21 protein-coding genes are annotated in these 22589 nt (G+C 62.6%); 3 read left to right on the forward strand and 18 right to left on the reverse strand.

Going from position 1 to position 22589, the window contains the following annotated elements; all coding sequences use genetic code 11:
• Positions 1-131: 131 nt before the first annotated feature.
• The 3 genes from lipA to BW989_RS03380 are packed head-to-tail and all read right to left on the reverse strand — an operon-like array spanning position 132 to position 2149.
• On the reverse strand, positions 132-1136 hold the full coding sequence (lipA, locus tag BW989_RS03370; protein ID WP_076585429.1) for a lipoyl synthase: 1005 nt from the start codon (positions 1134-1136) through the stop codon (positions 132-134).
• A 24-nt stretch (positions 1137-1160) separates the two neighbouring features.
• Positions 1161-1883 carry a lipoyl(octanoyl) transferase LipB gene (gene lipB / locus BW989_RS03375; protein ID WP_076585431.1) on the reverse strand — a complete coding sequence of 241 codons (723 nt, stop codon included), beginning with the start codon at positions 1881-1883 and terminating at the stop codon, positions 1161-1163.
• Positions 1871-2149, reverse strand: coding sequence for a DUF493 family protein (locus tag BW989_RS03380; protein WP_076585433.1), 279 nt, complete (start codon positions 2147-2149; stop codon positions 1871-1873). Before BW989_RS03380 ends, lipB begins: the two co-directional genes overlap by 13 nt.
• An 80-nt stretch (positions 2150-2229) precedes the next feature.
• Here BW989_RS03380 and BW989_RS03385 point away from each other — a divergent pair, with 80 nt between their 5' ends.
• Positions 2230-2997: an EAL domain-containing protein gene (locus BW989_RS03385; RefSeq protein WP_076585435.1), complete on the forward strand. Its 768-nt coding sequence runs from the start codon at positions 2230-2232 to the stop codon at positions 2995-2997.
• Positions 2998-3049: 52 nt separating this feature from the next.
• Here the strand turns inward: BW989_RS03385 and BW989_RS03390 are convergent, their stop codons facing one another.
• The 8 genes from BW989_RS03390 to BW989_RS03425 form a co-directional block, all read right to left on the reverse strand.
• Positions 3050-4255, reverse strand: a complete 1206-nt coding sequence (locus BW989_RS03390; RefSeq protein WP_076585437.1) for a D-alanyl-D-alanine carboxypeptidase family protein — start codon at positions 4253-4255, stop codon at positions 3050-3052.
• Between the two features lie 54 nt (positions 4256-4309).
• Complete coding sequence (locus BW989_RS03395; RefSeq protein WP_076585439.1) at positions 4310-5629, reverse strand: septal ring lytic transglycosylase RlpA family protein; 1320 nt, start codon at positions 5627-5629, stop codon at positions 4310-4312.
• Positions 5626-6729 carry a lytic murein transglycosylase B gene (gene mltB, locus BW989_RS03400; protein ID WP_076585441.1) on the reverse strand — a complete coding sequence of 368 codons (1104 nt, stop codon included), beginning with the start codon at positions 6727-6729 and terminating at the stop codon, positions 5626-5628. Before mltB ends, BW989_RS03395 begins: the two co-directional genes overlap by 4 nt.
• Positions 6730-6811: 82 nt before the next feature.
• Positions 6812-7924, reverse strand: coding sequence for a rod shape-determining protein RodA (gene rodA, locus BW989_RS03405; RefSeq protein ID WP_076585443.1), 1113 nt, complete (start codon positions 7922-7924; stop codon positions 6812-6814).
• Complete coding sequence (gene mrdA, locus BW989_RS03410) at positions 7921-9873, reverse strand: penicillin-binding protein 2 (RefSeq protein WP_076585445.1); 1953 nt, start codon at positions 9871-9873, stop codon at positions 7921-7923. The genes rodA and mrdA overlap by 4 nt, the downstream gene beginning before the upstream one ends.
• A gap of 3 nt (positions 9874-9876) precedes the next feature.
• A complete protein-coding gene (gene mreD, locus BW989_RS03415; protein ID WP_076585446.1) occupies positions 9877-10362 on the reverse strand; it encodes a rod shape-determining protein MreD in 486 nt (161 codons plus the stop codon).
• A complete protein-coding gene (gene mreC / locus BW989_RS03420; protein WP_076585448.1) occupies positions 10359-11372 on the reverse strand; it encodes a rod shape-determining protein MreC in 1014 nt (337 codons plus the stop codon). Before mreC ends, mreD begins: the two co-directional genes overlap by 4 nt.
• Positions 11373-11474: 102 nt before the next feature.
• Positions 11475-12521, reverse strand: a complete 1047-nt coding sequence (locus BW989_RS03425) for a rod shape-determining protein (protein WP_076585449.1) — start codon at positions 12519-12521, stop codon at positions 11475-11477.
• 153 nt (positions 12522-12674) lie between these two features.
• On the opposite strand from BW989_RS03425, the gene BW989_RS03430 reads away from it, so the two are divergent.
• Positions 12675-13607, forward strand: a complete 933-nt coding sequence (locus BW989_RS03430; protein ID WP_076585451.1) for a carbohydrate kinase family protein — start codon at positions 12675-12677, stop codon at positions 13605-13607.
• A gap of 75 nt (positions 13608-13682) precedes the next feature.
• Here the strand turns inward: BW989_RS03430 and BW989_RS03435 are convergent, their stop codons facing one another.
• Positions 13683-14393, reverse strand: a complete 711-nt coding sequence (locus BW989_RS03435) for a hypothetical protein (protein ID WP_242651267.1) — start codon at positions 14391-14393, stop codon at positions 13683-13685.
• The gene (locus tag BW989_RS03440) at positions 14390-16336 is read right to left on the reverse strand and encodes a M1 family metallopeptidase (protein ID WP_076585454.1); all 1947 of its coding nucleotides are present in this window, start codon (positions 16334-16336) and stop codon (positions 14390-14392) included. The genes BW989_RS03435 and BW989_RS03440 overlap by 4 nt, the downstream gene beginning before the upstream one ends.
• A 166-nt stretch (positions 16337-16502) precedes the next feature.
• On the opposite strand from BW989_RS03440, the gene BW989_RS03445 reads away from it, so the two are divergent.
• A complete protein-coding gene (locus BW989_RS03445) occupies positions 16503-18761 on the forward strand; it encodes a DUF5916 domain-containing protein (RefSeq protein ID WP_076585457.1) in 2259 nt (752 codons plus the stop codon).
• Between the two features lie 42 nt (positions 18762-18803).
• Here BW989_RS03445 and ubiE read toward each other — a convergent pair whose 3' ends face one another.
• From ubiE to BW989_RS03470, 5 genes are all read right to left on the reverse strand, one after another.
• A complete protein-coding gene (gene ubiE, locus BW989_RS03450; RefSeq protein WP_076585459.1) occupies positions 18804-19559 on the reverse strand; it encodes a bifunctional demethylmenaquinone methyltransferase/2-methoxy-6-polyprenyl-1,4-benzoquinol methylase UbiE in 756 nt (251 codons plus the stop codon).
• A 112-nt stretch (positions 19560-19671) separates the two neighbouring features.
• Positions 19672-20205, reverse strand: coding sequence for a lipocalin family protein (locus BW989_RS03455; RefSeq protein ID WP_076585461.1), 534 nt, complete (start codon positions 20203-20205; stop codon positions 19672-19674).
• Between the two features lies 1 nt (position 20206).
• Positions 20207-21283, reverse strand: coding sequence for a cyclopropane-fatty-acyl-phospholipid synthase family protein (locus tag BW989_RS03460; RefSeq protein ID WP_076585463.1), 1077 nt, complete (start codon positions 21281-21283; stop codon positions 20207-20209).
• Positions 21280-22053 carry a DUF1295 domain-containing protein gene (locus BW989_RS03465; protein WP_076585465.1) on the reverse strand — a complete coding sequence of 258 codons (774 nt, stop codon included), beginning with the start codon at positions 22051-22053 and terminating at the stop codon, positions 21280-21282. Before BW989_RS03465 ends, BW989_RS03460 begins: the two co-directional genes overlap by 4 nt.
• Positions 22050-22589 carry a DUF2878 domain-containing protein gene (locus BW989_RS03470; RefSeq protein ID WP_076585467.1) on the reverse strand — a complete coding sequence of 180 codons (540 nt, stop codon included), beginning with the start codon at positions 22587-22589 and terminating at the stop codon, positions 22050-22052. The genes BW989_RS03465 and BW989_RS03470 overlap by 4 nt, the downstream gene beginning before the upstream one ends.

The following is a 22589-nucleotide window of genomic DNA, read 5'->3' on the forward strand; positions in this document are numbered from 1 at the left end:
GGCACAGTCTGCCCACGGAATGGGACAACCTGACAGTGCCGGAAGTTCGCTTCCCGCGCCAGCTCAGGCTCACCTGCAGGGTAGCGGGCGGCCTGAAAGGCCAGATGAATGGCTGGACCGGGCCCGGAAACTCAGACCGCCGGGGCGATGCCCGCTTCCTTGGCTGAACGGTCGGCGTGGTAGCTGGAGCGCACCATCGGCCCGGAGGCGACATGCGAGAAGCCGAGCTGGTAGCCGAAGTCTTCCAGCGCCTTGAACTCTTCCGGCGTCCAGTAGCGCATCAGCGGGTGATGCGAGGGCGAGGGCTGCAGGTACTGGCCGATGGTGATCATGTCGACATCGTGCGCGCGCAGATCGCGCAAGGTGCCTTCGACTTGTTCCATCGTTTCGCCCAGGCCCAGCATGATCCCGGACTTGGTGGACACATCGGGATGCTGCGCCTTGAACTTCTTGAGCAAGGTCAGCGACCACTGGTAATCCGCACCCGGACGCACGTTCTTGTACAGCTCCGGCACGGTCTCGACGTTGTGGTTGAAGACGTCCGGCGGCGCGATGGCCATGATCTCCAGCGCGCGTTCCATGCGGCCTTTGCCACGGAAATCCGGCGTCAGCACTTCGACCTGGATGCCCGGCACCGCCGCGCGCGTTTCGCGGATGCAGTCGACGAAATGCTGCGCGCCGCCATCGCGCAAGTCATCGCGATCCACGCTGGTGATGACCACGTACTTGAGGCGCATGTCGGCGATGGTTTCAGCCAAACGACGCGGCTCATCGGCATCGAGCGGCTTGGGCCGGCCATGCGCGACATCGCAGAAACTGCAGCGGCGGGTGCAGACCTCGCCCATGATCATGAACGTCGCGGTGCCGTGGCTGAAGCACTCGTGGATGTTCGGGCAGCTGGCGTCCTCGCACACCGTAACCAAGCGATTCGCCCGCAGCTTCGACTTCAACTGCTGCACGGCGTTGCCAGACGGGATGCGCACCCGGATCCAGCTCGGCTTGCGCAACACGGGCGCTTCCTCGAAGGTCACCGGGCTGCGGCCGATCTTGTCGCCGGCCAGTTGCTTCTCGCCCGGCGTCAGGCTGGCCGGGGCCTCGTCGATGACGGAGAGCGGAATGCTGCGAGGTTCGTTCATCGGCTGATTATCGCATTGCGGGCTTCAGGCGGCCTTGCGCTGGGCGGCGAGCGAGGTGAGATCCGGGGCCGCTTCAGCCACCGGGGCCAGACCAAATTGCTTGGCGATCTGCGCCAGCAAGACCGGCTTCACGCCGTCCATGCCGCCCGGACCGCCCAGATCCGACATCGACACCACTTCCAGACCCGCATAGCCACACGGATTGATGCGGCGGAAGGGTTCCAGATCCATGGCGATGTTGAAAGCCAAGCCATGGAACGTGCAGCCACGGCGCACGCGGATGCCGAGCGCGGCGACCTTGGCACCGTTAACGTAGACGCCCGGCGCGCCCTCCTTGCGCTCGGCGCCGATGTTCCACTCGCCAAGGGTGTCGATGATGGCTTGTTCGATCTTGCAGACGTAGTCACGCACGCCAATGCCCAGACGCTTCAGGTCCAGCAGCGGATACAGCACGATCTGCCCGGGGCCGTGATAGGTGACCTGACCGCCGCGATCGACATGGATGACCGGGATATCGCCCGGCATCAGGACGTGCTCATCCTTGCCGGCCTGGCCGAGCGTGAACACCGGATCGTGCTCTACGAACCAGAGCTCATCGATGGTGTCGTCGTTGCGGGCGTCGGTGAAACCCTGCATCGCCCGCCAGACCGGCTCGTACGCTTGACGGCCCAGGTCACGGACGATGGCCGGACGGGTGGACTCGCTAACCGGTGACGCGGTGCAATTTGCGCCGGTTACAGCGTCCACTTCACTTCCGGGTGATCACGCAGGGCCTGGTGGGCAGCTTCGTATTCCTCGCGCGTATCGGCCTTGATGTTCAGCTTGATCGAGACGTAGCGGCCGCCCGAGGAGTCGCGCACGGCAACGGTCTCGCGCATTACTTCGATGCCGACCTGCTCCAAGAGACGCGGGATCTCGGTCTCCAGACCAGCGCTGGCAGGGCCCATCGCGGTAATCTCGAAGACGCCGGGGAATTGGAAGCCGTGTTCGGGGTTGTCGGATTGAATGCTCATGCCCCGATTATGGGGCCTGGGGGCCCGCATCCCAAGGTGGACTGCAACACGGAGCTACACTGGCCTGACAGCAAGGAGCCATGTCGATGATCACCGTGGACGCAGTGCATGACGCCATATTCGCCGGGGACCTGTTCCTCGAATATCTGCCCACCGTGCGATTGGCCGATGGCCAGTGCGCCGGCTGTGAGGCACTGGTGCGCTGGCGCTGCGGCGACGAAATCATCCCGCCGATGGATTTCATCCCACTGATCGAAAACACCCCGGTGTCCGGGCTACTGACTTATTGGGTGATCGACACCATGGGCCAGGAGATGGGCGACTGGATGCGTCGCTGTGATGACATCCATGTTGCCGTCAACGTGCCGCCTGAAGTGTTGGGGCGCGGCGGCGTGGAGTACGCGGGCTACAAGGCCAACCTGCTGTCGGTGCGCAATCGGGTGGTGCTGGAAATCACCGAGCGCGGCGCACCGGACCGGCTGGGCCTGGAGGAACTGAAGGAGATCGCCGGTCGCGACGTAATGATCGCGATGGACGATGTCGCGGTGGACGAAAACAACCTGCTGGTCTTGTCGCGCGTGCCGGTGGATGTGATCAAGGTGGATCGAGATTTCGTCGCCAGCATCGGGACAGACCGCGCTACCAGGTCGATGGAGCGGCTGGAGGCATTGATCGCGATCGGTCGCCACTTGGTGGTGGCCGAGGGCGTCGAGCATGCAGCGCAAGCCAAACGCTTGAACGAGATCGGGGTGCAATTCGCGCAAGGGTGGCTGTTCTCCAAGCCGCTGCGCGCCGAAGCGATGATGGACTGGCATGCCCGCCATGCCGCGGGGCATGCGTTTTACTAAGCGCTGAAAACAAAACGCCGGGAGGTTGTCCCGGCGTTTTTGTATCAGCGGATTACATCGAATCCCACCACATCATGATTTCGTGCCACAGGCGCTTGAAGAAGCCGGCTTCCTCCACCGCCTCCATCGCAACCAGCGGCGCGCTGGCGATTTCCTTGCCATCAAGCGTCACCTTGACCGTGCCGATCTTCTGGCCCTTGGTGATCGGTGCAACCAGGGTCTTAGGCACGTCCATCGACGACTTCATCTGCGGGTAGCGGCCACGCGGCATGCTGACGATCAACGGCTGGGCCACGCCCAGGTTCACTTCATTGACCTTGCCCTTCCACACGCGTTGCGTGGCGACGGACTTGTTGGCGTCGTACAGGCGGTGGCTTTCATAGAAGCGGAAGCCCCAATTGAGCAGCGCCTGCGAATCCACAGCGCGTTGCTCTTCGCTGCTGCCGCCCAGCACCACGCTGATCAGGCGCTGGTCGCCACGCTTGGCCGATGCCATCAGGCAATAACCCGCGCCCGAGTGGTGACCGGTCTTGATGCCATCGACCGAGTTGTCGCGCCACAACAGCAGATTGCGGTTGGGCTGGGTGATCGGGCCGACGGTGAATTCCTTCAGCTTGTTGTACGAATACGCCTCGGGGAATTCGCGGATCAACGCGCGGCCCAACAACGCCAGATCGCGCGCCGACGACAGGTGGCCCGGCGCGGACAAACCGGTGGCATTGGCAAAATGCGAATTTTTCATGCCGATGCGCTGTGCGTAGCTGTTCATCAGCGAAGCGAATGCTTCCTCGCTGCCGGCAACGTGCTCCGCCAATGCAATCGCGGCATCGTTGCCGGACTGCACCACCATCCCTTTCTCCATCTGCAGCAGCGGCGCGGTCTTGTTGACCTCGAAACCGCTGTAGCTGCCATCGGTGCCGGCGCCGCCAGTACGCCAGGCGTTCTCGCTCATCATCACCGGGTCGTCGGGCTTCAGCTTGCCCTTGGCAAGCTCAGCCGCGATCACGTAGCTGGTCATCACCTTGGTGATGCTGGCCGGCTCGAGTTGCGTGTCGATGTTCTCGCCCGCCAGCACCTGGCCGGTCGCCGCATCCATCAAGATCCATGCCTTCGACACCTTCGGCACCGGGGCCGGCGGAATCGGCAGCTCGCCACTCGCAACCGCGGAAGGCGGTGGCGGCGTGTTCGGGGTTTGGGCGATGGCCAAGCCCACAAACGCGGTGGCGAGGGCGACGGGGAGCAGCAGGGTATGTTTCATCGTTGGAAATTTCTCTCGGCCGCGCACGGCGGCTAGTGGTTCGAAAAGGTAAGTTTATTCGCGTACGACGGCGGGCTGGCCAAAACCCAGCCCAGCGATCCGCGAGGCGAGCGGCGACACTGCATTTTCGGCCAACGGGCCAACACGCAGGCGCCAGATGCGCTTGCCGCCGACAGTGGCATCCTGCAGTCGCGCGCCGGGCACGCCTGCGTTGCGCAACATCGCCAAGGCACGCTCGGCGTTGGCCGGGCTGGCAAAACTGGCGACTTGCAGCTGCACGCCGCCGGACTGCGTCGGATAGGTTTGCGCTGGCACCGCATGATCCGCCGGTTGCGGCATGACCATCGCATTGGAGCGCGATGCCGGCACATTGCTCGCGGCCGTCGCTGCCAGTGGAGCGGACTGGATCGCAGGCGGTGTCTGCGCGGGTACTTGCTGCGGCTGCGGATCGGGCTTGCCCGGCTTGCCGGTGGCCACGCGCACGCGACGCGCACGCATCCATGCATCGAACTCGGCCGCCGTCATCACGCGAGCGTCTTGCTGCATATCGAAGCGATAGTCACCCGATTCCGACGCTGCATTGCCAAGCGCCACGCCACCCGGCGCATTCTGCGTTGCGACTTGCTGTGCCAGCACAGCCTCGGCCTTGGAGTCGTTGGGCGTGGTCTGCGCAGCAGCCACCAAACGCCCCACTTGCGCCTGCTCGCCCGGCGTCAATGCACGCACTTCGACATTCGCCGTGCCACGTTCCCGATAGCCCAGCTTGACGGCGGCGGCGTAGCTCAAATCGATCAAGCGGCCGGAGTGGAACGGCCCACGATCATTGACGCGCACCACGACCGACTTGCCGTTGTCCAGATTGGTCACGCGCGCATAGCTCGGCAGCGGCAGGCTGCGATGCGCGGCGGTGAAAGCATACATGTCGTACACCTCCTGGTTGGAGGTGCGACGGCCGTGGAACTTGTTGCCGTAATACGACGCCTTGCCACGCTCCACATAGCCATGCGGGCGGTCGAGCACCGTGTACGACTTGCCCAGCACCTTATAGGGCGAACGATTGCCGTAGCGCGATCGCGGCTCCTCGCGCACTTCGGGTTCCGGGATCGCATCGACGTTGGGTATGTAGCTGGGCACCGTGTCGGCGACGCCCGGCGCATACAAACCACCCGCCACGTAATTGCCGCGTTTGGAGGTGTCTTCTTGCGCGGGCGCATACGGAGAAACTTTTCCGGCGCTGGGCTTCGGCGTGTTGGTCGATGCCGCTTCGCTAGGCTTTGGGGCTTCCTTGGGCGCCGTGGTTTTCTTGGGTGCCGTGCCGCAAGCCGCCAGCGCCAGGCTGATGGCCGCCAGCGGCAACAGCCGCGGCAAGCTCATCGACCGTCAACCCCGGCGCGAATCGCCTGCGCCAGCTGATGCACCGCCAGCGAATACATCGGCGAACGGTTGTAACGGGTGATGACGAAGAAATTGCCGTAGCCGAGCCAATACTCGCGGCCGGCATCGCCTTCGAAATTGATCACGGTTGCGCCTTCGCGCACCGGCTGGCCGCGCATCGGGCGGTAGCCCTTGGCCTCGATCGCCGAAAGCGTGTGCACCGGATCGATTTTCTCCGGCGTCCACTCGGGCATGTTCGGGTCTTTCTCGGCGCGCGCGACCACGGGCTCGCCGCGCTTCCAACCGTGCACGACAAAATAGTTGGCGATGGATGCAAACACGTCGGGCTTGTGCGTCAGCAAATCACGGCGGCCGTCGCCATCCCCATCCTTCGCCCACAGGCGATAGCTGGACGGCATGAACTGGCCCATGCCCATCGCGCCGGCATAGCTGCCCTTGAGCTGGGTGATGTCGAGTTGCGGCTCGGCCTTCTGCAGCGCGAACAACTGCGCCAGCTCGCCCGCGAAGAACGGCGCGCGACGCGGGTAATAGAACGCCAAGGTGTAGATCGCATCCAGCACGCGATAGCTGCCCATGTTGCGACCAAACTGCGTTTCCACGCCGATGATCGCGACGATGTATTCGGCAGGCACGCCGGTCTCGGCGGCCACCTTGTCGAGCGCCGCACGATTTTCGCGATAGAACGCCACACCGCCATTGATGCGCGCATCGTTCATGAAGATCGGACGATAGTCCTTCCATGGACGCACGGCTTCGGCAGGGCGCGACATGATGTCGACGATGCGCTGCTGGAACTGCGCCTGATCCAGCGCCTGGCGGATATGGGCTGGATCGATGCCGTAAGTGCGGGCGGTGTAGTCGATGAAAGCCGCTTGGCGCTGCGCCAGCGGGATTGACGGATCGGTCACCGATTCCGGCGCGCTCGGCCGCTCGGCCGGCTGCGATGGAATCGGCACGTTGGCCGTCGGCGCGGTCGCCGGCTTGGGCGTCGAGGCTGAGGGGGGAGCTTCGGGCGCCTTGGTCGCGCAGGCGGCCAAGACGAGCATCAATGCTGCGAGGGGAAGAGTGCGTCGAATCATCGCCCGGAGGTTATCACGCGCTCATCACACTGCCGAGTCGCTATCGCACAGCAAGTTCAGCCTGCTGCCAGTTTCGCGGGATTTACATCCCGCCGCGACGCCCATGCGCACCCGCTGACATCACCAAGCCCATCCCGGCCAGCAAGGCAACTGCCGAGGTGCCGCCATAGGAGATGAAAGGCATTGGCACGCCGACCACCGGCAACAACCCAGAGATCATCGCGCCATTCACAGCGACATAGGCGAACAACGCCATGCCAAGCGTGCCAGCGACGATGCGCGACCAGCCCTCGCGCGCTTCGGCGGCGATCCACAGGCAGCGACCAATGATGAAGAGATACAGCGTGAGCACCACCATCACCCCGACCCAGCCAAATTCTTCGGACAGCACCGAAAACGCGAAGTCAGTGGTGTGCTCGGGCAGGTAATCCAGATGCGATTGGCTGCCCTGCCCCCACCCCTTGCCGAACCAGCCACCAGAACCAATCGCGATCTTCGACTGCATCAGGTTCCAGCCTTCGCCCAGCGGATCGTTTTCGGGGTTGAGGAAGGTCATGATGCGACCCTTCTGATAAGGGCGCAGCAACCAGAACCAGGCAATCGGCGCAATAGCAACGACGCCTGCGATGCCAGCACCAAACCACCACCACGGCAAACCGACCAGGAACAGCGCGAATACGCCGGTGGCCATCACCAGCATCGCGGTACCGAAGTCCTTCTGCAGAAGAATCAACGCAACGGGCAGCGCGATGATCGCAAGCGCCGTCACCGATGTCGGGAAGCGCGGCGGCAGCACCGAGCGGTCCAGGTACCAGGCCAGCATCATCGGCAAGGACAGTTTCATCAACTCCGATGGCTGGAAGTAGAACACGCCCAGATTGATCCAGTGTCCGCCATGACGGCCTGTACCGATGAACAACACCGCGATCAATGGCAACAAGGAGAGCGCGTAAGCGGCCGGCGAGATAGCGCGCAGGGTTTGCGGGGTGATCCGCGAAATCGCCCACATCGCCACCAGGCCAATCGCGAAGCGCGCGCCCTGCCGCAGGACGAAATCCATGCCGTCGCCGCCCGCGCTGTACATCACCACCAAGCTCACCGCCATCAGGCCGATCAATGCGCCCAGCAAAGGCAGGTCGACCGTGCGCAACATGCGCATCACGACATCGGTAAGCCAACGCAGCAAGGGGTTCATGGCGTTGCTTCCGGCGCACTGGTGGCCGACGCGACTGGCTGCGCTGGCGGTTGCTGCGATGCGGGTATGCTGGAGTCACGTGTGGTATCAGCCTGCACACCTTCCGGCAATTTGCCGCTGATCCATGCATCCAGGATCTTGCGCGCGATAGGCGCCGCCGTGGACGCACCATAACCACCGCCTTCAACCGCGACGGCTATCGCGATGGTCGGGTCGTAGGCCGGCGCATACGCGATGAACAACGCACGGTGACGAAGATGCATCGGCAAGCTTTTGGGGTTGATCGCACCCTGCCCGTGCCGCCGACTAACCACCTGCGCGGTACCGGTCTTGCTGGCGATCAGGTAATCCAGCCCGTAGCGGATATTGGTCGCAGTGCCGGGGCCGTGCACGGTGGCCACCATGCCTTCGCGCACGGCCTCCAGATGCGCAGGACTGTCACTGATGCGCGAGGGCTCGGGTTGCGGCGTCGCAAGCCAGGGCGCCTCGAAACCCTTGCGCGTGTCCTTCACCAAGTGCGGGCGACGCAAGAAGCCGCCATTGCCCATGGCTGCGGTCGCTTGCACCAATTGCAAGGTTGTCGCCTTCCAATAGCCTTGGCCGATGCCGCTTATCACCGTGTCGCCGGTATACCAACGCCCTTGTTTGGGTGCGTTCTTGGCCTTCCACGCAGGCGATGGCAGGATGCCGCCGATCTCGCCCGACAAGTCCACGCCGGTCGGTTTGCCGAAGCCATAGCGGTCCATGTAGTAATCGAACTTGTCGATCCCCATGTCCATCGCCAGCTGGTAGTAATACGTGTTGACCGATTCGTAGATCGATTTGCGCAGGTCCGTCCAACCATGATGCAAGTCGCCGTAGCCGCGACGCTGGCCGGGCAGGTAGAACATGCCTTTGGACATCACCCTGTCCTCGGGTGTGCGGATGCCACTATCCAAACCAGCCAGCGCGAGCAGCGGCTTGATGGTCGAGCCCGGCGCCACGCCGCCGAGCACTGCGCGATTGAACTGCGGCCGCGACGGGTTCTCGTTGAGCGCCTTGTAATCGGCGTGCGAGATGCCGTTGACGAAAAGATTGGGGTCGTAGGCAGGCAAGCTGACCAACCCCAGAATTTCGCCCGTGCGCGGATCGACCGCCACGGCGGTGCCTTCCAGCTCGCCAAACGCGGCGACCATCGCGCGCTGCAAGTCGATGTCGATGGACAGGCGCAGATCGGTACCGGGCGTCGCGGGCACCACACCCAAGGTGCGGATCGCGCGGCCATCGGAATTGGTCTCGATGCGCTCGAAGCCCACGCTGCCGCGCAGGGCGTCCTCGTAATAACGCTCCAGCCCCGTCTTGCCTATATGGCTGAACGCCGCCGCCGTTTCATCCAACCGCTCGCGGTCGCGCACATCGACGCGACCGACGTAGCCGATCACATGCGCGAACAAATCACCATAGGGATAGACGCGACTGAAGTACGGCACCAAATCAACCCCGGGATAACGCCAACGATCCACTGCGAATCGTGCGATCTCATCCTCGGTCAGGCGCAACTTCAACGTGATCGGGCGATGCCTGCGCGCGGACTTGCGCGCTTCGGCGAACGCTTCCAGGTCTTCAGGCGTGAATGCGATCAGCTTTGACATCCGCGCCAGTACTTCGTCCAAATCACCGGCGCGATCGGGCGTGACATCCAGACGAAAGGCCGGGATGTTGTCCGCCAGGATGCGCCCCTTGCGGTCATAGATCAGTCCGCGCCCCGGCACGATGGGCCGCGGCTTGATGCGGTTGGCTTCGGCCTGCGCCGCAAAGCGCTCATGCTGCACTACCTGCAAGCGGAAATACCACGCCGCCAAACCCAGCAAACTGGCCGCGACGATGATGAAACCCAACACCGCACGGCGACGGAATTGCTCGGCCTCCAACGCGCGATTCTTCACCCAGCGGCGGCTACCCCTCCACATCGCCTAGCCCCGTCGGCGGCCATGCCGCAGTGCATCCAGCATCACAAACACCGGGCCCCACATCAGTGCACCGGTCAGCGGCGAAAGCCAGTACATCGCATCGGCCTGCGGCGCACTCACCAGCACATGCACGATGGCAGAGACGATACGGTCGTTGACCAGCAATCCACCCATCACCAAAGCCTGCTGCCAGACCGGGAAAAAGCGCAGTCGCGTACGGAAACGATCCAGGATGAAAGCGAGGATCACCATCCGCAGCGCTTGCTCACCCAGAATCGCGCCCTGGGCGATATCGGCGATCAAGCCAGCCATGAAGGCAAAGCCAAGGCCTGCACGATCCGGATTTTCCAGCACCCAATACGCCACTACCAACGCCAGCCAATACGGTCGCAATGGCGCCAGGGTTTCCGGCAACGGCAGCAGCGCCAGCAACACCGCCAACACGACGCTGGCAAACATCCAGCCATAGCCGGTTTGCCCACGTTTCATCGGGCAGGTTCCGTGGTTGGGGGTTGCACAGATGTGGTGTTGGGAGATGCGATGTCCCTGGCTGCATTCGAAGCTGATGAAGCCGGTGCAGCAGTCGGTGCAGATGTCGGCACCGACGTCGGCTGTGCCGCGCTCGTTGTTGTATCAACAGGAGGCGATGTCACCGGCGGCAGCGGTTTGCGCACTTCGCGCAGCAACAGGACTTCGCGGCCTCGGTCCAAACCCGCCGCTGGCTGCAGCACCCCGGTCAGGAAGGCGCGGCTGTCATCCGCCCGCAGCGATTCGACAGTACCCACCTTGAAGCCGGGTGGAAAGCGGCCGCCCAAACCGGAGGTCTGCACAACATCCCCCACCCGAATATCCGCCGTGCGCGCGACATTGGCCAGCGAGATGCCATCGCCTCGCCCATAGGCCACCAAGCGCACCCCACTGCGCGCGACTTCGACGGGCACCGCGTGATCGGGGTCGGTCAGGAGCAACACGGTCGACGTGCCGGGCTGTACGGCAATCACCTGGCCCAGCAGGCCGCCGGCATCCAGCACCATTTGCCCCATGCGCACGCCTTGATTGCTGCCTGCATCCAACACCAATCGCTGGCGGGTCGGGTCAAGGTCGATGTCGAGGATCGGCGCCAACTGGACCTCCAACCCGCCCTGCTCGGCCACGCCCAGCATCGCCCGCAAGCGTGCGTTCTCGGTCGCGGCCGATTCCAGCCGCGCCACTTGCGCGCCGGACATCAGCAAGGCGTTGCGCAATACACGGTTGTCATTCGCCAACTGCCCACGCGTCACCGCATCACTACGGACCTTTTCGCCCAGGCGTGCCGGCAGACCGGCCACCTGCCAGAGCGGCTGCACCAATAAAGTTGATGCCTGGCGGATCTGCTTCAACCACCCCAGACGCTGATCGAGGAACACCAAGGACAGGGCCAGCGCCAGATAGCCCAGCAGGCGCAGGCTGCCGGCAATGTCTTGCGGACGGGAAGCGGGGGATCCTGCGTACGGCGGCACGGTCTAGGTCTGGTCCGGTTCGGCGGATGGAAGGGGCGGGTGATCGAGCTGCGCGACCCGCCCCAGGGGCCGCGCGGCCCGCACAAGGCGGGCCGTTATGGGTCAATCGTGGGCGAAAAACTCGTTGCCGTGCTTGTCCAGCAACTCCAGCGCGCGACCACCGCCGCGTGCCACGCAAGTCAGCGGATCATCCGCCACCATCACGTGCAGGCCGGTTTCCTCGGACAGCAGGCGATCCAGGTCACGCAACAGCGCGCCGCCGCCGGTCAGCACGATGCCGCGCTCAGCGACGTCGGCGCACAGCTCCGGCGGGGTCTGCTCAAGTGCCTGCTTCACCGCGGCGGCAATGCCAGACAGGGGCTCACGCAGTGCTTCCAGCACCTCATTGGAATTGATCTTGATGACCTTGGGCACGCCCTCGGCCAGATTACGGCCGGAGATTTCCATTTCGCGCGTCTGCTGCTGCGGATAGGCGCAGCCGATTTCCAGCTTGATGCGCTCGGCCGTGGCCTCGCCGATCAGCATGCCGTGGTGGCGGCGTACGTAGTTGATGATCGCTTCATCGAAACGGTCGCCGCCGATGCGCACCGACTGCGAGTAGACGATGCCGTTGAGGGCGATCACCGCGACTTCGGTGGTGCCGCCACCGATATCGATCACCATCGAGCCATAGGCATCGGTCACCGGCATGCCGGCGCCGATCGCCGCGGCCATCGGCTCCTCGATCAGCGATACATCACGCGCACCGGCTTCGAGCGCGGATTCCTTGATCGCGCGCTGCTCAACCTGGGTCGAGCCGCACGGCACGCAGATCAGCACCCGTGGGCTGGGCTTGAGGAAGCGGCTCTTGTGCACCTTCTTGATGAAGTACTTGAGCATTTCCTCGGTATAGGTGAAATCGGCGATGACACCGTCCTTCATCGGCCGGATGGTGGTGATGTTGCCCGGGGTACGGCCCAGCATCTGCTTGGCCTCGGCCCCCACCGCCGCCACTGATCGTGCCGCACCCGACATCCGGTCCTGCCGCACCGCCACCACCGACGGCTCGTTCAGGACGATGCCCTGCCCGCGCACGTAAATCAGGGTGTTGGCCGTGCCCAGGTCAATGGACAGGTCATTCGAGAACATGCCGCGCAGCTTTTTGAACATTGGATCGGGGGCTCGTTTGGGGGCAGGGAGAAGCGTGCCAGTCTAGCGAAAATCAGCCGCCTCGGCGTTCCGGAATCGTTATTTATTACCGCTTTTCGTGGCCTCGTTGGCCCACACGGGCTACCCTATGCCGATCTTCGACGAGCAGCACCCATGTCCGTACTGATTTGCGGTTCCTTGGCCTACGACACCATCATGGTCTTCCCGGACCAATTCAAGAACCACATCCTCCCGGACAAGGTACACATCTTGAACGTGTCCTTCCTGGTCCCGCGGATGCGTCGTGAGTTTGGCGGCTGCGCCGGCAACATCGCCTACAACTTGCATTTGCTGGGCGGCAAGCCACTGCCGATGGCAACGGTCGGTCAAGACTTCGGCCCCTACCGCGCCCATTTCGATGCGCTCGGCATCCCGCTGGACCACGTGAGGGAGCTGCCGGATAGCTACACGCCGCAGGCCTTCATCACCACCGACCACGATAACAACCAGATCACCGCCTTCCACCCGGGCGCGATGGGCGAGAGCCACCTCAACCACGTGCGCGACGTGCCCGGTGTGACGCTCGGCATCGTGGCACCGGACGGCCGCGAGGGCATGCTGCAGAACGCGCGCGAGTTCTTCGACGCCGGCATCCCCTTCATCTTCGATCCGGGCCAGGCGATGCCGCTGTTCAATGGCGAGGAGTTCCGCGAGTTTGTCGAGCTGGCCGATTACGTGATCACCAACGACTACGAATCCAACCTGTTGCAAGAACGCACTGGGTGGAACGAGCGCGAGATCGCACGCAAGGTGAAAGCCTTCATCGTGACGCGCGGTCCGAAGGGCTGCGACATCTTCCACGACGGCATCAGCGTCAACGTGCCCCCGGCGCAAGAAGAAGCCGTGGTCGATCCGACCGGCTGCGGCGATGCGTTCCGCGCGGGCCTGATCTACGGCATCCAGAAGGGGCACGACTGGCCGACCATCGGCCGCATCGGTAACTTGATGGGCGCACTCAAGGTCTGCCACCACGGCACGCAGAACCAGCGCTTCAATTGGGATGAATTCTCTGCGGAGTTCCAGAAGCAGTTCGGCTATTCGATCTGACCGAACGAATGGCCTGAATGAAAACGCCGGCATTTCGCCGGCGTTTTTGTTTGCCCAATGCGCGGGTAAGCCGCATCAATTCCACTCAGGCAAACGCGTCGGATCCAGACCGCCGGTCTCGAACGTGGCGCTCCGCGTGCCCGAAGGCTTCACCGGGAATTCGATGCTGACTTCTTTTGCCGACTTGAAGATGCGCCACAGCGGTCTTTCGTCCTCGATGAACATCGCGATAGCTTCATCGGTGTCGGGACGCGAGCCCGCCAACGTGCGCGGCTTGCCATCGACCATCAGTTTCAACTTGCAACCGCTGTAGCAATTGAAGTCACCGCGTTGCATGACCAGGTAGCTGGAGCGCCCCCACTCGGGATGATCACGAAAAATCAACTGCACTGTGCTGCGCCCGTTATCGATGTCGATGCGATCCTTCGCCATGATTGACGCGCTCAGCTGACGCCCTTTGCCCGCTGCGACATCCTGATAGTCCCAGAGATTCTGCAGGCGTCGTTCGGCGCGGGCCGCCTTTGCTTTGCTCTCCACCTCGGCGAACTGCGGCAGCACTTCCTTCGCGATTTGCGTGTCGGGATAGCGCTGACGCAATTGATCTGCCTGCGACAGCGCCAGCTCCCATTTTTCGCCGGCAACTGCTTCATCAAACGTCTTCTTGAACGGTGCCGCTGCAGCTTCCTGTGCTGCAGCTTGCGCTGCAGCCGCCGCCTGCGGATCTTCCTTCTTGCAGGCGGTGAGTGCGGCGACAAGCGCAACAGGCAATAGCAGGCAACGCATCATTTCGCCGCCTTGCCGCCTGCTTCAGCCTTGGCGATGGTGTCCTCGACCGAACCGGTGGTGATCGGGTGATAGCCCGGCTTGGCCTTGGCGAACACCTGCTTGGCGAAGGCCATGCCATCCGGCGAGGCGACCAACGCGCCGTAGGTCGGCATGATCAGCTTGCGACGACCCACGCGCTCGAGGAACTTGGCTATCTCGGGGCGCGCCTCCACGTAGCCACTGCGCACGGTGAGCGGATACCACCGCATCGCGACTTCGCCATTGGCAGTACCCGTGAAGTGATACGCATCATCCAGCTGCTTGAGCTGTTCCTGCGGCAGGGTATCCGGCAAGCCTTCGATGAAATGCACCCACTCCTGCGTAAACCATTCGCTGGTCAGCTGAGATGCCGGCAACTTGCTGTCCTGCAACCATGAGGTGCGTGCGGTATCGACCACGGCGAACGGACGCGCCTGCACTTGCGGGGCGAAATCCGGGATACCCGGGTTGTAGATCCACGACTCGATCTGGGCCAACGTGGCCTTGCCCGGATGCTTGTCGATCAAGTTGGCCTTGATGTAGTCAAGGAATTGCTGAGTGGTGATCGACTGGAAGGCGAAGTGATCGAAATAACCCTTCAAGAAGGGGTCGAACACATCGCGGCCATAGCTTTGCTCCAGCCACTGCAACATCCACGCACCCTTGGTGTAGACGGTGGCGGATGACGACCCATCGGGATCGGCCAGCTCACCGGGTTTCAGCGCCATCACCTGCAGCTTCGGATCAAGCGTGGTGTATTCCTTCTTCAGCTCGTCGCGGTCGATGACATGCTCCATGTCGGCCATATCCTTGCCGTACATGTCCTCGGTGATGCGGCCCTGCACGTAGGTGGTGAAGCCTTCGTTGAGCCATGCATCGCGATCGGTCGCGAAGGTGACCAAGTTGCCCGACCAGCTATGCGCCAATTCATGCGCGATCAGCGAAACCAACGACTTGTCGCCAACGATCACAGTCGGCGTGGCAAAGGTCAGGCGCGGGTTCTCCATGCCGCCATACGGGAACGACGGCGGCAGCACCAGCATGTCGTAGCGGTCCCAACGGTACGGGCCGTACAACTTTTCGGTGGTGACGATCATCTTCTCGGTGTCTTCAAATTCCTTGGTCGCCTTGTCGACCATCGCCGGTTCGGCCCACACGCCGCTACGCGCGCTGATCGGCTTGAACACCAGGTCACCTGCGGCGATCGCGAGCAAGTAGGACGGAATCGGCTGCGGCATCTTGAAGCTGTAATCGCCATCACGTGCGGCGTTCGGATCGTTGTCGGCGCTCATCAACACCATCACGTCCTTCGGGCTGGTGACATGCGCGGTATAGGTGAAGCGGATTTGCGGGGTGTCCTGCAGCGGCACCCAACTGCGTGCGTGGATCTGCTGCGACTGACTGAACATGAAGGGCGACTTCTTGCCTTCGGTCATCGACGGCTCCAGCCACTGCAGGCCGGAAGCATTCGGCGAGGTGTGATACGTCACCCGCACCTTGCCGGGACGCTCCGGCGTTTCGATGGTGAGCTTACTGCCGAGCAATTTGTCTGCCGTTGGCGACAACGCAAACTTCAGCGGCTGCCACTGGCCTGCTGCATTTTCGCCCTCGGCTTTCACGATGGTCAGGTCACGCGTGTCCAGCACCAACTGCGTCGCGCTCTTGTCGACCCACTCCAGCGTGTAGGTCGCGGTCCCTGCCAATTCTTTCTTGCCGAAGTCGACACCCAAGTCCAGCGCCAGATCCTTGGTGCGCACCTTGCCCGGCTCTGCATACGAATGTTCATCCAACACCACGGCTGCCTGCGTCACATTGGTCGCGGGGGGAGGTGTCGTGGCCGTCGGCTGGGCCGGGGCGGATTCCTGTTTCGCACAGCCGGCCATCAATACGGCGGCAACGGAGAGCATCAGCACGGAATGGCGCATGGAGCAGTCTCGCAAATGGGGAAACCCCGAGTTTAGCCGCCATCGTCACGCGGGCGTGAACCACGCATCACTGCACCCGACTTTCGGCACGGGGGGACTTTTGGCATGGGACGCCAATCGCTAGCGCGTTGATCCTATCCATCACTTCAACCTACCGGCTCATGTCATGGCTGCGCGCCCCGTCCCAACACTCATCGCCATCGCGCTGGCATCCGCCTTGTCTGCCCAGGCTGCAAAAGCAGACCAAGCTGCCCCGACTGCAACAGCCGATTACATCCCGGGCGGGCGTATCCCGCAGCTGCAGGGCGAGATCTCGATCGACGGTGTTCTGGACGATGCCGCGTGGGAAGGCGCCTTGGTGCAGGAAATCGCCTATGACATCCAGCCCGGCGACAACACGCCGGCACCGGTCAAGACCACAGTGCGCATCGGTTACACCACTGATGCGCTGTACCTCAGCTTCCAAGCACTGGATCCAGATCCAAGCGCCATCCGCGCCCACCTGCGCGATCGCGATAGCGCCTTCAACGACGACTGGGTTGGCGTGTTCTTGGATACCTTCAACGACCAACGCCGTGGCTATGAATTGATCGTCAATCCGCTGGGCGTGCAGGCAGACCTAATCAACGACGCGACCACCGGCAACGAAGACGCAAGCTGGGACGGTTTGTGGAGCAGCGCGGGCAAGCTCACGGAAGAGGGCTACAACGTCGAGATGCGCATCCCGTTCTCTACGCTGCGCTTTCGCAATAATCCGGGCGACAAACGTTGGGGGATCTCGCTCTTCCGCAATTATCCGCGCGACAAGCGTCATCAATTGACCAGCCACAAGGTGCCGCGCAAATCCAATTGCTTCCTGTGCGAATGGACCAAGTATGACGGGATGGCCGGCGCGCAACAGGGTCGCAATATCGAAGTGGTGCCTACGCTCACCATGGGCAAATCGCAGCTCCGCAATGCAGCTGGCCAGCCTTGGCAAAGCGGCGACAGCTCGATCGAGCCAGGCGTAGACGTGAGTTGGGCACCTTCGCCTGCGATGACCCTCAACGCCACCTTGAACCCGGACTTTTCACAGGTAGAAACCGATCAGCTGCAACTCGATGTCAACAACAGTTTCGCGCTGTTCTATCAGGAGAAGCGCCCGTTCTTCCTTGAAGGCGCGGACTACTTCACCAGTCAGTTCGATGTGCTTTACACGCGCCAGATCGCCGACCCGGACTTCGGATTACGCACCACCGGTCGCACAACGAATGGCGCATACGGAGCGATTATCGCGCGTGATGCCACCACCCTGTTACTGGTGCCGGGCGTGTTGGGCTCGCGCTTCGAACAGCTGGACCAGGACGCGAACGTCGCCGTGGGCCGCTATCGTCATGACATCAACAAGAACGCCAGCATCGGCGTGATCGGCACGTTCCGCCAAGGCGATGACTACGCCAACAATGTCGTCGGCATGGATGCGCGCTGGCAGAAGGATGCGCACACGGCGAAAGCGCAGTTCCTGCACAGCCAGTCCGAATACCCGATGCGCATCGTCAATGCTTACGCGAACGAGCTGGGCAACGACGACACGCCAAGCGGCGATGCCTGGCGCATGGAATACAGCTTTGGCAATCGCAACTGGAGCTTCAATACCTGGCACATGGACATCGACCCCGGCTTCCGAGCAGATCTGGGTTTCATGGGCCAGGTGGGCTACGAGAAGTCCCTGATCGGCGGTGGCTACAGCTGGTTTCTCGATGGCAAATCGTTCAACCGCATCAACCTAAGGGCGGACTTCGATGTCACCCACCGCTTTGATGGCCAGCTGCTGGAGCGCGAACTCGAAGGGTCCATCGGAACGCAAGGACCGATGCAAAGCAGCCTTTCGTTACATGGCATGGCACGCAAGCGTTTCTGGCGCGGCCAGTTGTTTGATGAACGCTACGCCGATATCAACACCAACTTCCGTCCCAACGCCAAGCTGCAGCTAGGCCTGTATTTGAATGCGGGCACGATGCTTGACCTGGCTGCCGAAAAAACCGGCAAGCGCACGATGGTCGAATTTTGGGGCAATGCGAATATCGGGCGCGGCGTGGCGACCGACTGGAGCTTGGTGCATCAGGAGATGCGTCGCGACGGCGGCACCGCATTCGAGACCATGGTGCTCAACGCGGGCAGCAGCTGGCAGTTCACCCCGCGCCAACGCCTGCGCCTGACCCTGCAAGGCAGCCAAGTGGAGCGCAATCCCGCGCTTTATGCCTTCCCGGTCAATGAGAAGGCGCGTGATTGGGCTGCGCAGATGGTCTATTCGTACAAGGTCAATCCGCGCACCGCGGTTTATGCCGGCGGCTCTTATGGCGCCTTCATGGACGATGACAATCCGGACATGTTCGGCAACACGCGTAGCTTGTTCGTGAAACTCAGCTACGGCTGGCAGCCCTGATCTAGGTGTACAACGGCCCGTGTGGATCGCGGGCCTTTTGCATCAGGCCTTGTAGCCCGTGTGGATGGCCACAATGCCGGCGCTTAGATTGCGATAGCCGGCCCGCGCGAAGCCCGCTGCCTGCATCATGCCCTTCAATTCTTCCTGCGGTGGATGCTTGCGAATGGATTCCGCCAGGTATTGGTAGCTATCCGCATCGTTGGCGAACAACTTGCCGAGTTTTGGCAGGATGTTGAAGGAGTGGAAGTCATAGATCGGCTTGAACCACGCCGCGGTGACTTCCGAAAATTCCAGCACGCGCGCCTGCCCGCCCACCTTCAGAACACGATGCATTTCGCGTAACGCGGCATCCTTGTCGGTGACGTTGCGCAGGCCGAAGGCGATCGTCACCAAGTCAAAACTGGCATCAGGAAACGGTAGTTTCTCTGCGTTGCATTGCACGTATTCGAAGCCGCGTACATTGCCGCGATCAGTCATGCGGTCGCGTCCGACTTTCAGCATCGACACATTGATGTCGCCAAGGACGAGTTCACCCTTTTCACCAACGCGGTCTTTCAGCAGCGCGGCGATGTCGCCGGTACCACCTGCCAGGTCGAGGATGCGATCCCCCGGCTTCACCTGCGCGGTGGCGACGAAGTAACGCTTCCACACACGATGGATGCCCAGCGACATCAAATCGTTCATCAAGTCGTAGCTGGAGGCGACCGACGTGAACACTTCACCCACCAGCTTCTGCTTCTGGCCGGTGGGAACGTCGCGATAGCCGAAATGGGTGGTGCTTTGGTCTTTGTCGTCCATGCCGTGATTATCGCACCCCGTGGGCAGCGCGCATGCCAACGGCCGATGAAGGCCCGAGTCGATGCCCGCCCAACGTCTGCGCGACATCACGCAGACGCATTGAGGCACGGGCTCAATGTCCGGCCGGCCACCGCTGCGGGACACGACGCAACTGGCTGGCGTCGTAGCCCATGTCGACCAACTTCTTGACCAAGGCCCGGTAACGCGCCTCATCCATGATGGGCGTGCGCGCCATGATCCACGCGTAATCGCGTTTGCTGCGCGCAACGATCGTGTCGCTGTAATCAGGGGCGATATCCACGATCACGTATTCGGCCTGTATCGGCCACATGAACTGCATCCCCCACACGGCGTTGCCGGTGCCGGGCACGACGCGGCCGACGGGGTGCATGGTTTTTTCAGGCGCATCGAAGCTGCCCTTGCGCTGTTGGTAAACCGTGGCGATGCGGCCATCCGGTCGCAACGCATAAGTCTCAACGGCATTGTGTGCGCCCTTGTCGAAGGGCCCCTCGACGTGGGCAATGACGTACCACTTGCCCATGAAGCGCGGCAGATCCACCTGCGACACGGGCGGGATGGTGGGCGGTGAACTGGCACAGCTCGTCAACAACAGACCAAACGCAGCGGCCAAGGCAGACTTCTTCATGTCATCCCTCCCGGTTGAAACGATAGTGGGCAACCATCCATTCCCGGCCTTGGTCGTAGCCGAACAATTCGGCGCAGGACATCCAGAACATGCGCCAACGCTGAAACCACAACGGCGCGGCATCGCCGTAGGCCGGTTGCAGCGTGGCCATCACGGCGTCTTTCTGCGCGTCCTGACGTTCCAGCCAATGATTGGACGTGCGCTCGTAATGGGTGCCGTCGACCAGCCAACGACGTTCGATGGCCAGCGCCTCCTGGAAATGCAGCAGGGTGTCCGCGGCCGGCATCAGGCCGCCGGTGAAGAAATGGCGCCCCATCCAGTTGTCCTCGCCTTCGGTTTCGAACGGATAGAGGAATTCGCGATGGCAAAAAATATGCACGAACAACTTTCCGCCCGGGCGCAGTGCGGCGCCGATGCGCCCCATCAGTGTGCGGTAGTTGCGCATGTGCTCGAACATCTCGATCGACACGCAGCGATCAAACGACGCTTCGGGCAATGGCAAGGTGTTGACGTCCTGGGTGATGACCTTGACATGGTGGAACCCCGACTCGCGGCAGCGCTGCTCGATGAAGGCCCGTTGCGGCGCAGAGTTGGATACCGCCGTGATGCGGGCATTCGGATAGTGTTCGGCCATCCATAAGGTGAGCGAACCCCAGCCGCAGCCCAACTCCAGGATGTCTTGGCCGTCAGCAAGCGCGGCACGTTCGCTGTAGAGGGCGAGCATCGCTTCCTCGGCCTGTGCCAAGGTTTCCTTTCCGGTCGGGTAATAGCAGCTGGAATACTTCAGCCGCGGGCCCAGGCATTGGCGGAAAAAGTCGGCAGGTAGTTCGTAGTGTTGGCGATTGGCCGCATCCACGTGCACGGCCACCGGGCTCTCGCGCAAGCCCGCGATGCGTGCAGCCATGCGGTCTGCCACCACTTCAACGCCACCAGCGCTTTCCTCGCGCAGTCGATCCGCGCACAAGCGGCGAATCCCGTAGCGCAGCACGGGATCGGGCAACCAACCGCGCTCGGCCAAGCCCAGCAAGCCGGGAGCGGGGTGATCGGTCGCGAGTTCATTCGCGATCAGTGCGTTCATCGGGGACTCCTTGGAAACCACGGGATCAGCATCGAGGTCGTGCGTTGGTACTCGCGATACGCATCGCCGCGGCTGCGCAGGGACTGCGCCTCCGTCCACGGGATGCCGGACAGCCAACGCAGGAAGATGTACATGAGGATCGGGCCGAGCCACGCCAACCACGCCATCGGCGCCCCCCACGCAAGCAAGGGATAAGCGAACCAGTGCACCCACTCGAAGAAATAATTGGGATGACGCGAATATCGCCACCAGCCGACTCGACAGACTTGTCCGCGGTTGGCGGGATTGGCGCGGAACGCGGCCAGCTGTGCATCCGCCCGCCACTCGCCCACCACCGCGATCACCCAGATCGCGATGGCGAAGACATCGGTGGCGCCGAAGTCACCTTCCGGATTCGCGGCAACGGGGACAAACGGCAACGCGAACAGCGCGATCAAGAGCGCCTGCGCCATGAAGAAACCGAACCACTTGCGCTGATCGTTGCCCCAATGCTGGCGCAGATAGGCGTAGCGGCCATCCTCGCTCTCGCCCAGCACGCGCTTGACCAGGTGCAGCCCCAAACGCATCGACCAGAGCCCTGCGATCGTCGCTAACAGCAGGCGCGGCAAGGTAGCCCCTTCGCCCAACCAGGCCATGATCAAGGCGGCCACGCCCAAACCGAACGCCCACACGGCATCCACCAACGTTGCATTGCCCGTGCGTCGCTGCCACGCCCAGGCCAGCACCTGCGCGATGATCGCCACGACCAACACCACGCACCATGCCTTCATGTCGTCGCTCCTTGGCGACGCACACGCGTCGCGGGATCCATCGCCGCCATATGCGCGATCAGCGGCACCGCAATCGCCCAACCGATGGCCAATGCGGCCAAGGTGAACCACGGTGGGGATGGCAGCGTGACCGCAGAAAACACGCGTTCCGCGCCCCAGTACGCCGATGGCCCACCCACGGCGCCCAGCACCGCCGCCATTCGCGGACGACCGCGCATCCATCGCAATGAATGATTGAAGGTCATCGCGAAGGCCACCCACAAGGCCAGTATCCAGGCCGGAGCGAACCAAGCAGGGCTGGGCGATGCGTATTCAACCCATCCTGTCGCAGACCACACACCATCCAGCACGCAGCCGATCACGAAGGCGCACGACATCGCCATCAGGTCGCCGCGGCGTGAATCACTGAAGGCGAATTGCAGGGCCACGAAAACCGCGCAGGCGAGGATGCCGCGCCACGCCTGCCCCATGCCTGCGCCATGGATCACGATGAGTGATGCGATCTGATACCCGATGGCATTGATCCATGCGCGCAT

This window comes from Solilutibacter tolerans (genome assembly GCF_900155935.1).
Classification (GTDB): Bacteria; Pseudomonadota; Gammaproteobacteria; order Xanthomonadales; family Xanthomonadaceae; genus Solilutibacter; species Solilutibacter tolerans.

Excerpts from the sequence above, each read along its gene's own strand:
- lipA (WP_076585429.1), bottom strand. The coding sequence starts at position 1,136 with ATGAACGAACCTCGCAGCATTCCGCTCTCCGTCATCGACGAGGCCCCG.
- BW989_RS03380 (WP_076585433.1), bottom strand. The coding sequence starts at position 2,149 with ATGAGCATTCAATCCGACAACCCCGAACACGGCTTCCAATTCCCCGGC.
- BW989_RS03385 (WP_076585435.1), top strand. The coding sequence starts at position 2,230 with ATGTCGATGATCACCGTGGACGCAGTGCATGACGCCATATTCGCCGGG.
- BW989_RS03390 (WP_076585437.1), bottom strand. The coding sequence starts at position 4,255 with ATGAAACATACCCTGCTGCTCCCCGTCGCCCTCGCCACCGCGTTTGTG.
- BW989_RS03395 (WP_076585439.1), bottom strand. The coding sequence starts at position 5,629 with ATGAGCTTGCCGCGGCTGTTGCCGCTGGCGGCCATCAGCCTGGCGCTG.
- mltB (WP_076585441.1), bottom strand. The coding sequence starts at position 6,729 with ATGATTCGACGCACTCTTCCCCTCGCAGCATTGATGCTCGTCTTGGCC.
- rodA (WP_076585443.1), bottom strand. The coding sequence starts at position 7,924 with ATGAACCCCTTGCTGCGTTGGCTTACCGATGTCGTGATGCGCATGTTG.
- mrdA (WP_076585445.1), bottom strand. The coding sequence starts at position 9,873 with ATGTGGAGGGGTAGCCGCCGCTGGGTGAAGAATCGCGCGTTGGAGGCC.
- mreD (WP_076585446.1), bottom strand. The coding sequence starts at position 10,362 with ATGAAACGTGGGCAAACCGGCTATGGCTGGATGTTTGCCAGCGTCGTG.
- BW989_RS03425 (WP_076585449.1), bottom strand. The coding sequence starts at position 12,521 with ATGTTCAAAAAGCTGCGCGGCATGTTCTCGAATGACCTGTCCATTGAC.
- BW989_RS03430 (WP_076585451.1), top strand. The coding sequence starts at position 12,675 with ATGTCCGTACTGATTTGCGGTTCCTTGGCCTACGACACCATCATGGTC.
- BW989_RS03435 (WP_242651267.1), bottom strand. The coding sequence starts at position 14,393 with ATGATGCGTTGCCTGCTATTGCCTGTTGCGCTTGTCGCCGCACTCACC.
- BW989_RS03440 (WP_076585454.1), bottom strand. The coding sequence starts at position 16,336 with ATGCGCCATTCCGTGCTGATGCTCTCCGTTGCCGCCGTATTGATGGCC.
- BW989_RS03445 (WP_076585457.1), top strand. The coding sequence starts at position 16,503 with ATGGCTGCGCGCCCCGTCCCAACACTCATCGCCATCGCGCTGGCATCC.
- ubiE (WP_076585459.1), bottom strand. The coding sequence starts at position 19,559 with ATGGACGACAAAGACCAAAGCACCACCCATTTCGGCTATCGCGACGTT.
- BW989_RS03455 (WP_076585461.1), bottom strand. The coding sequence starts at position 20,205 with ATGAAGAAGTCTGCCTTGGCCGCTGCGTTTGGTCTGTTGTTGACGAGC.
- BW989_RS03460 (WP_076585463.1), bottom strand. The coding sequence starts at position 21,283 with ATGAACGCACTGATCGCGAATGAACTCGCGACCGATCACCCCGCTCCC.
- BW989_RS03465 (WP_076585465.1), bottom strand. The coding sequence starts at position 22,053 with ATGAAGGCATGGTGCGTGGTGTTGGTCGTGGCGATCATCGCGCAGGTG.
- BW989_RS03470 (WP_076585467.1), bottom strand. The coding sequence starts at position 22,589 with ATGCGCGCATGGATCAATGCCATCGGGTATCAGATCGCATCACTCATC.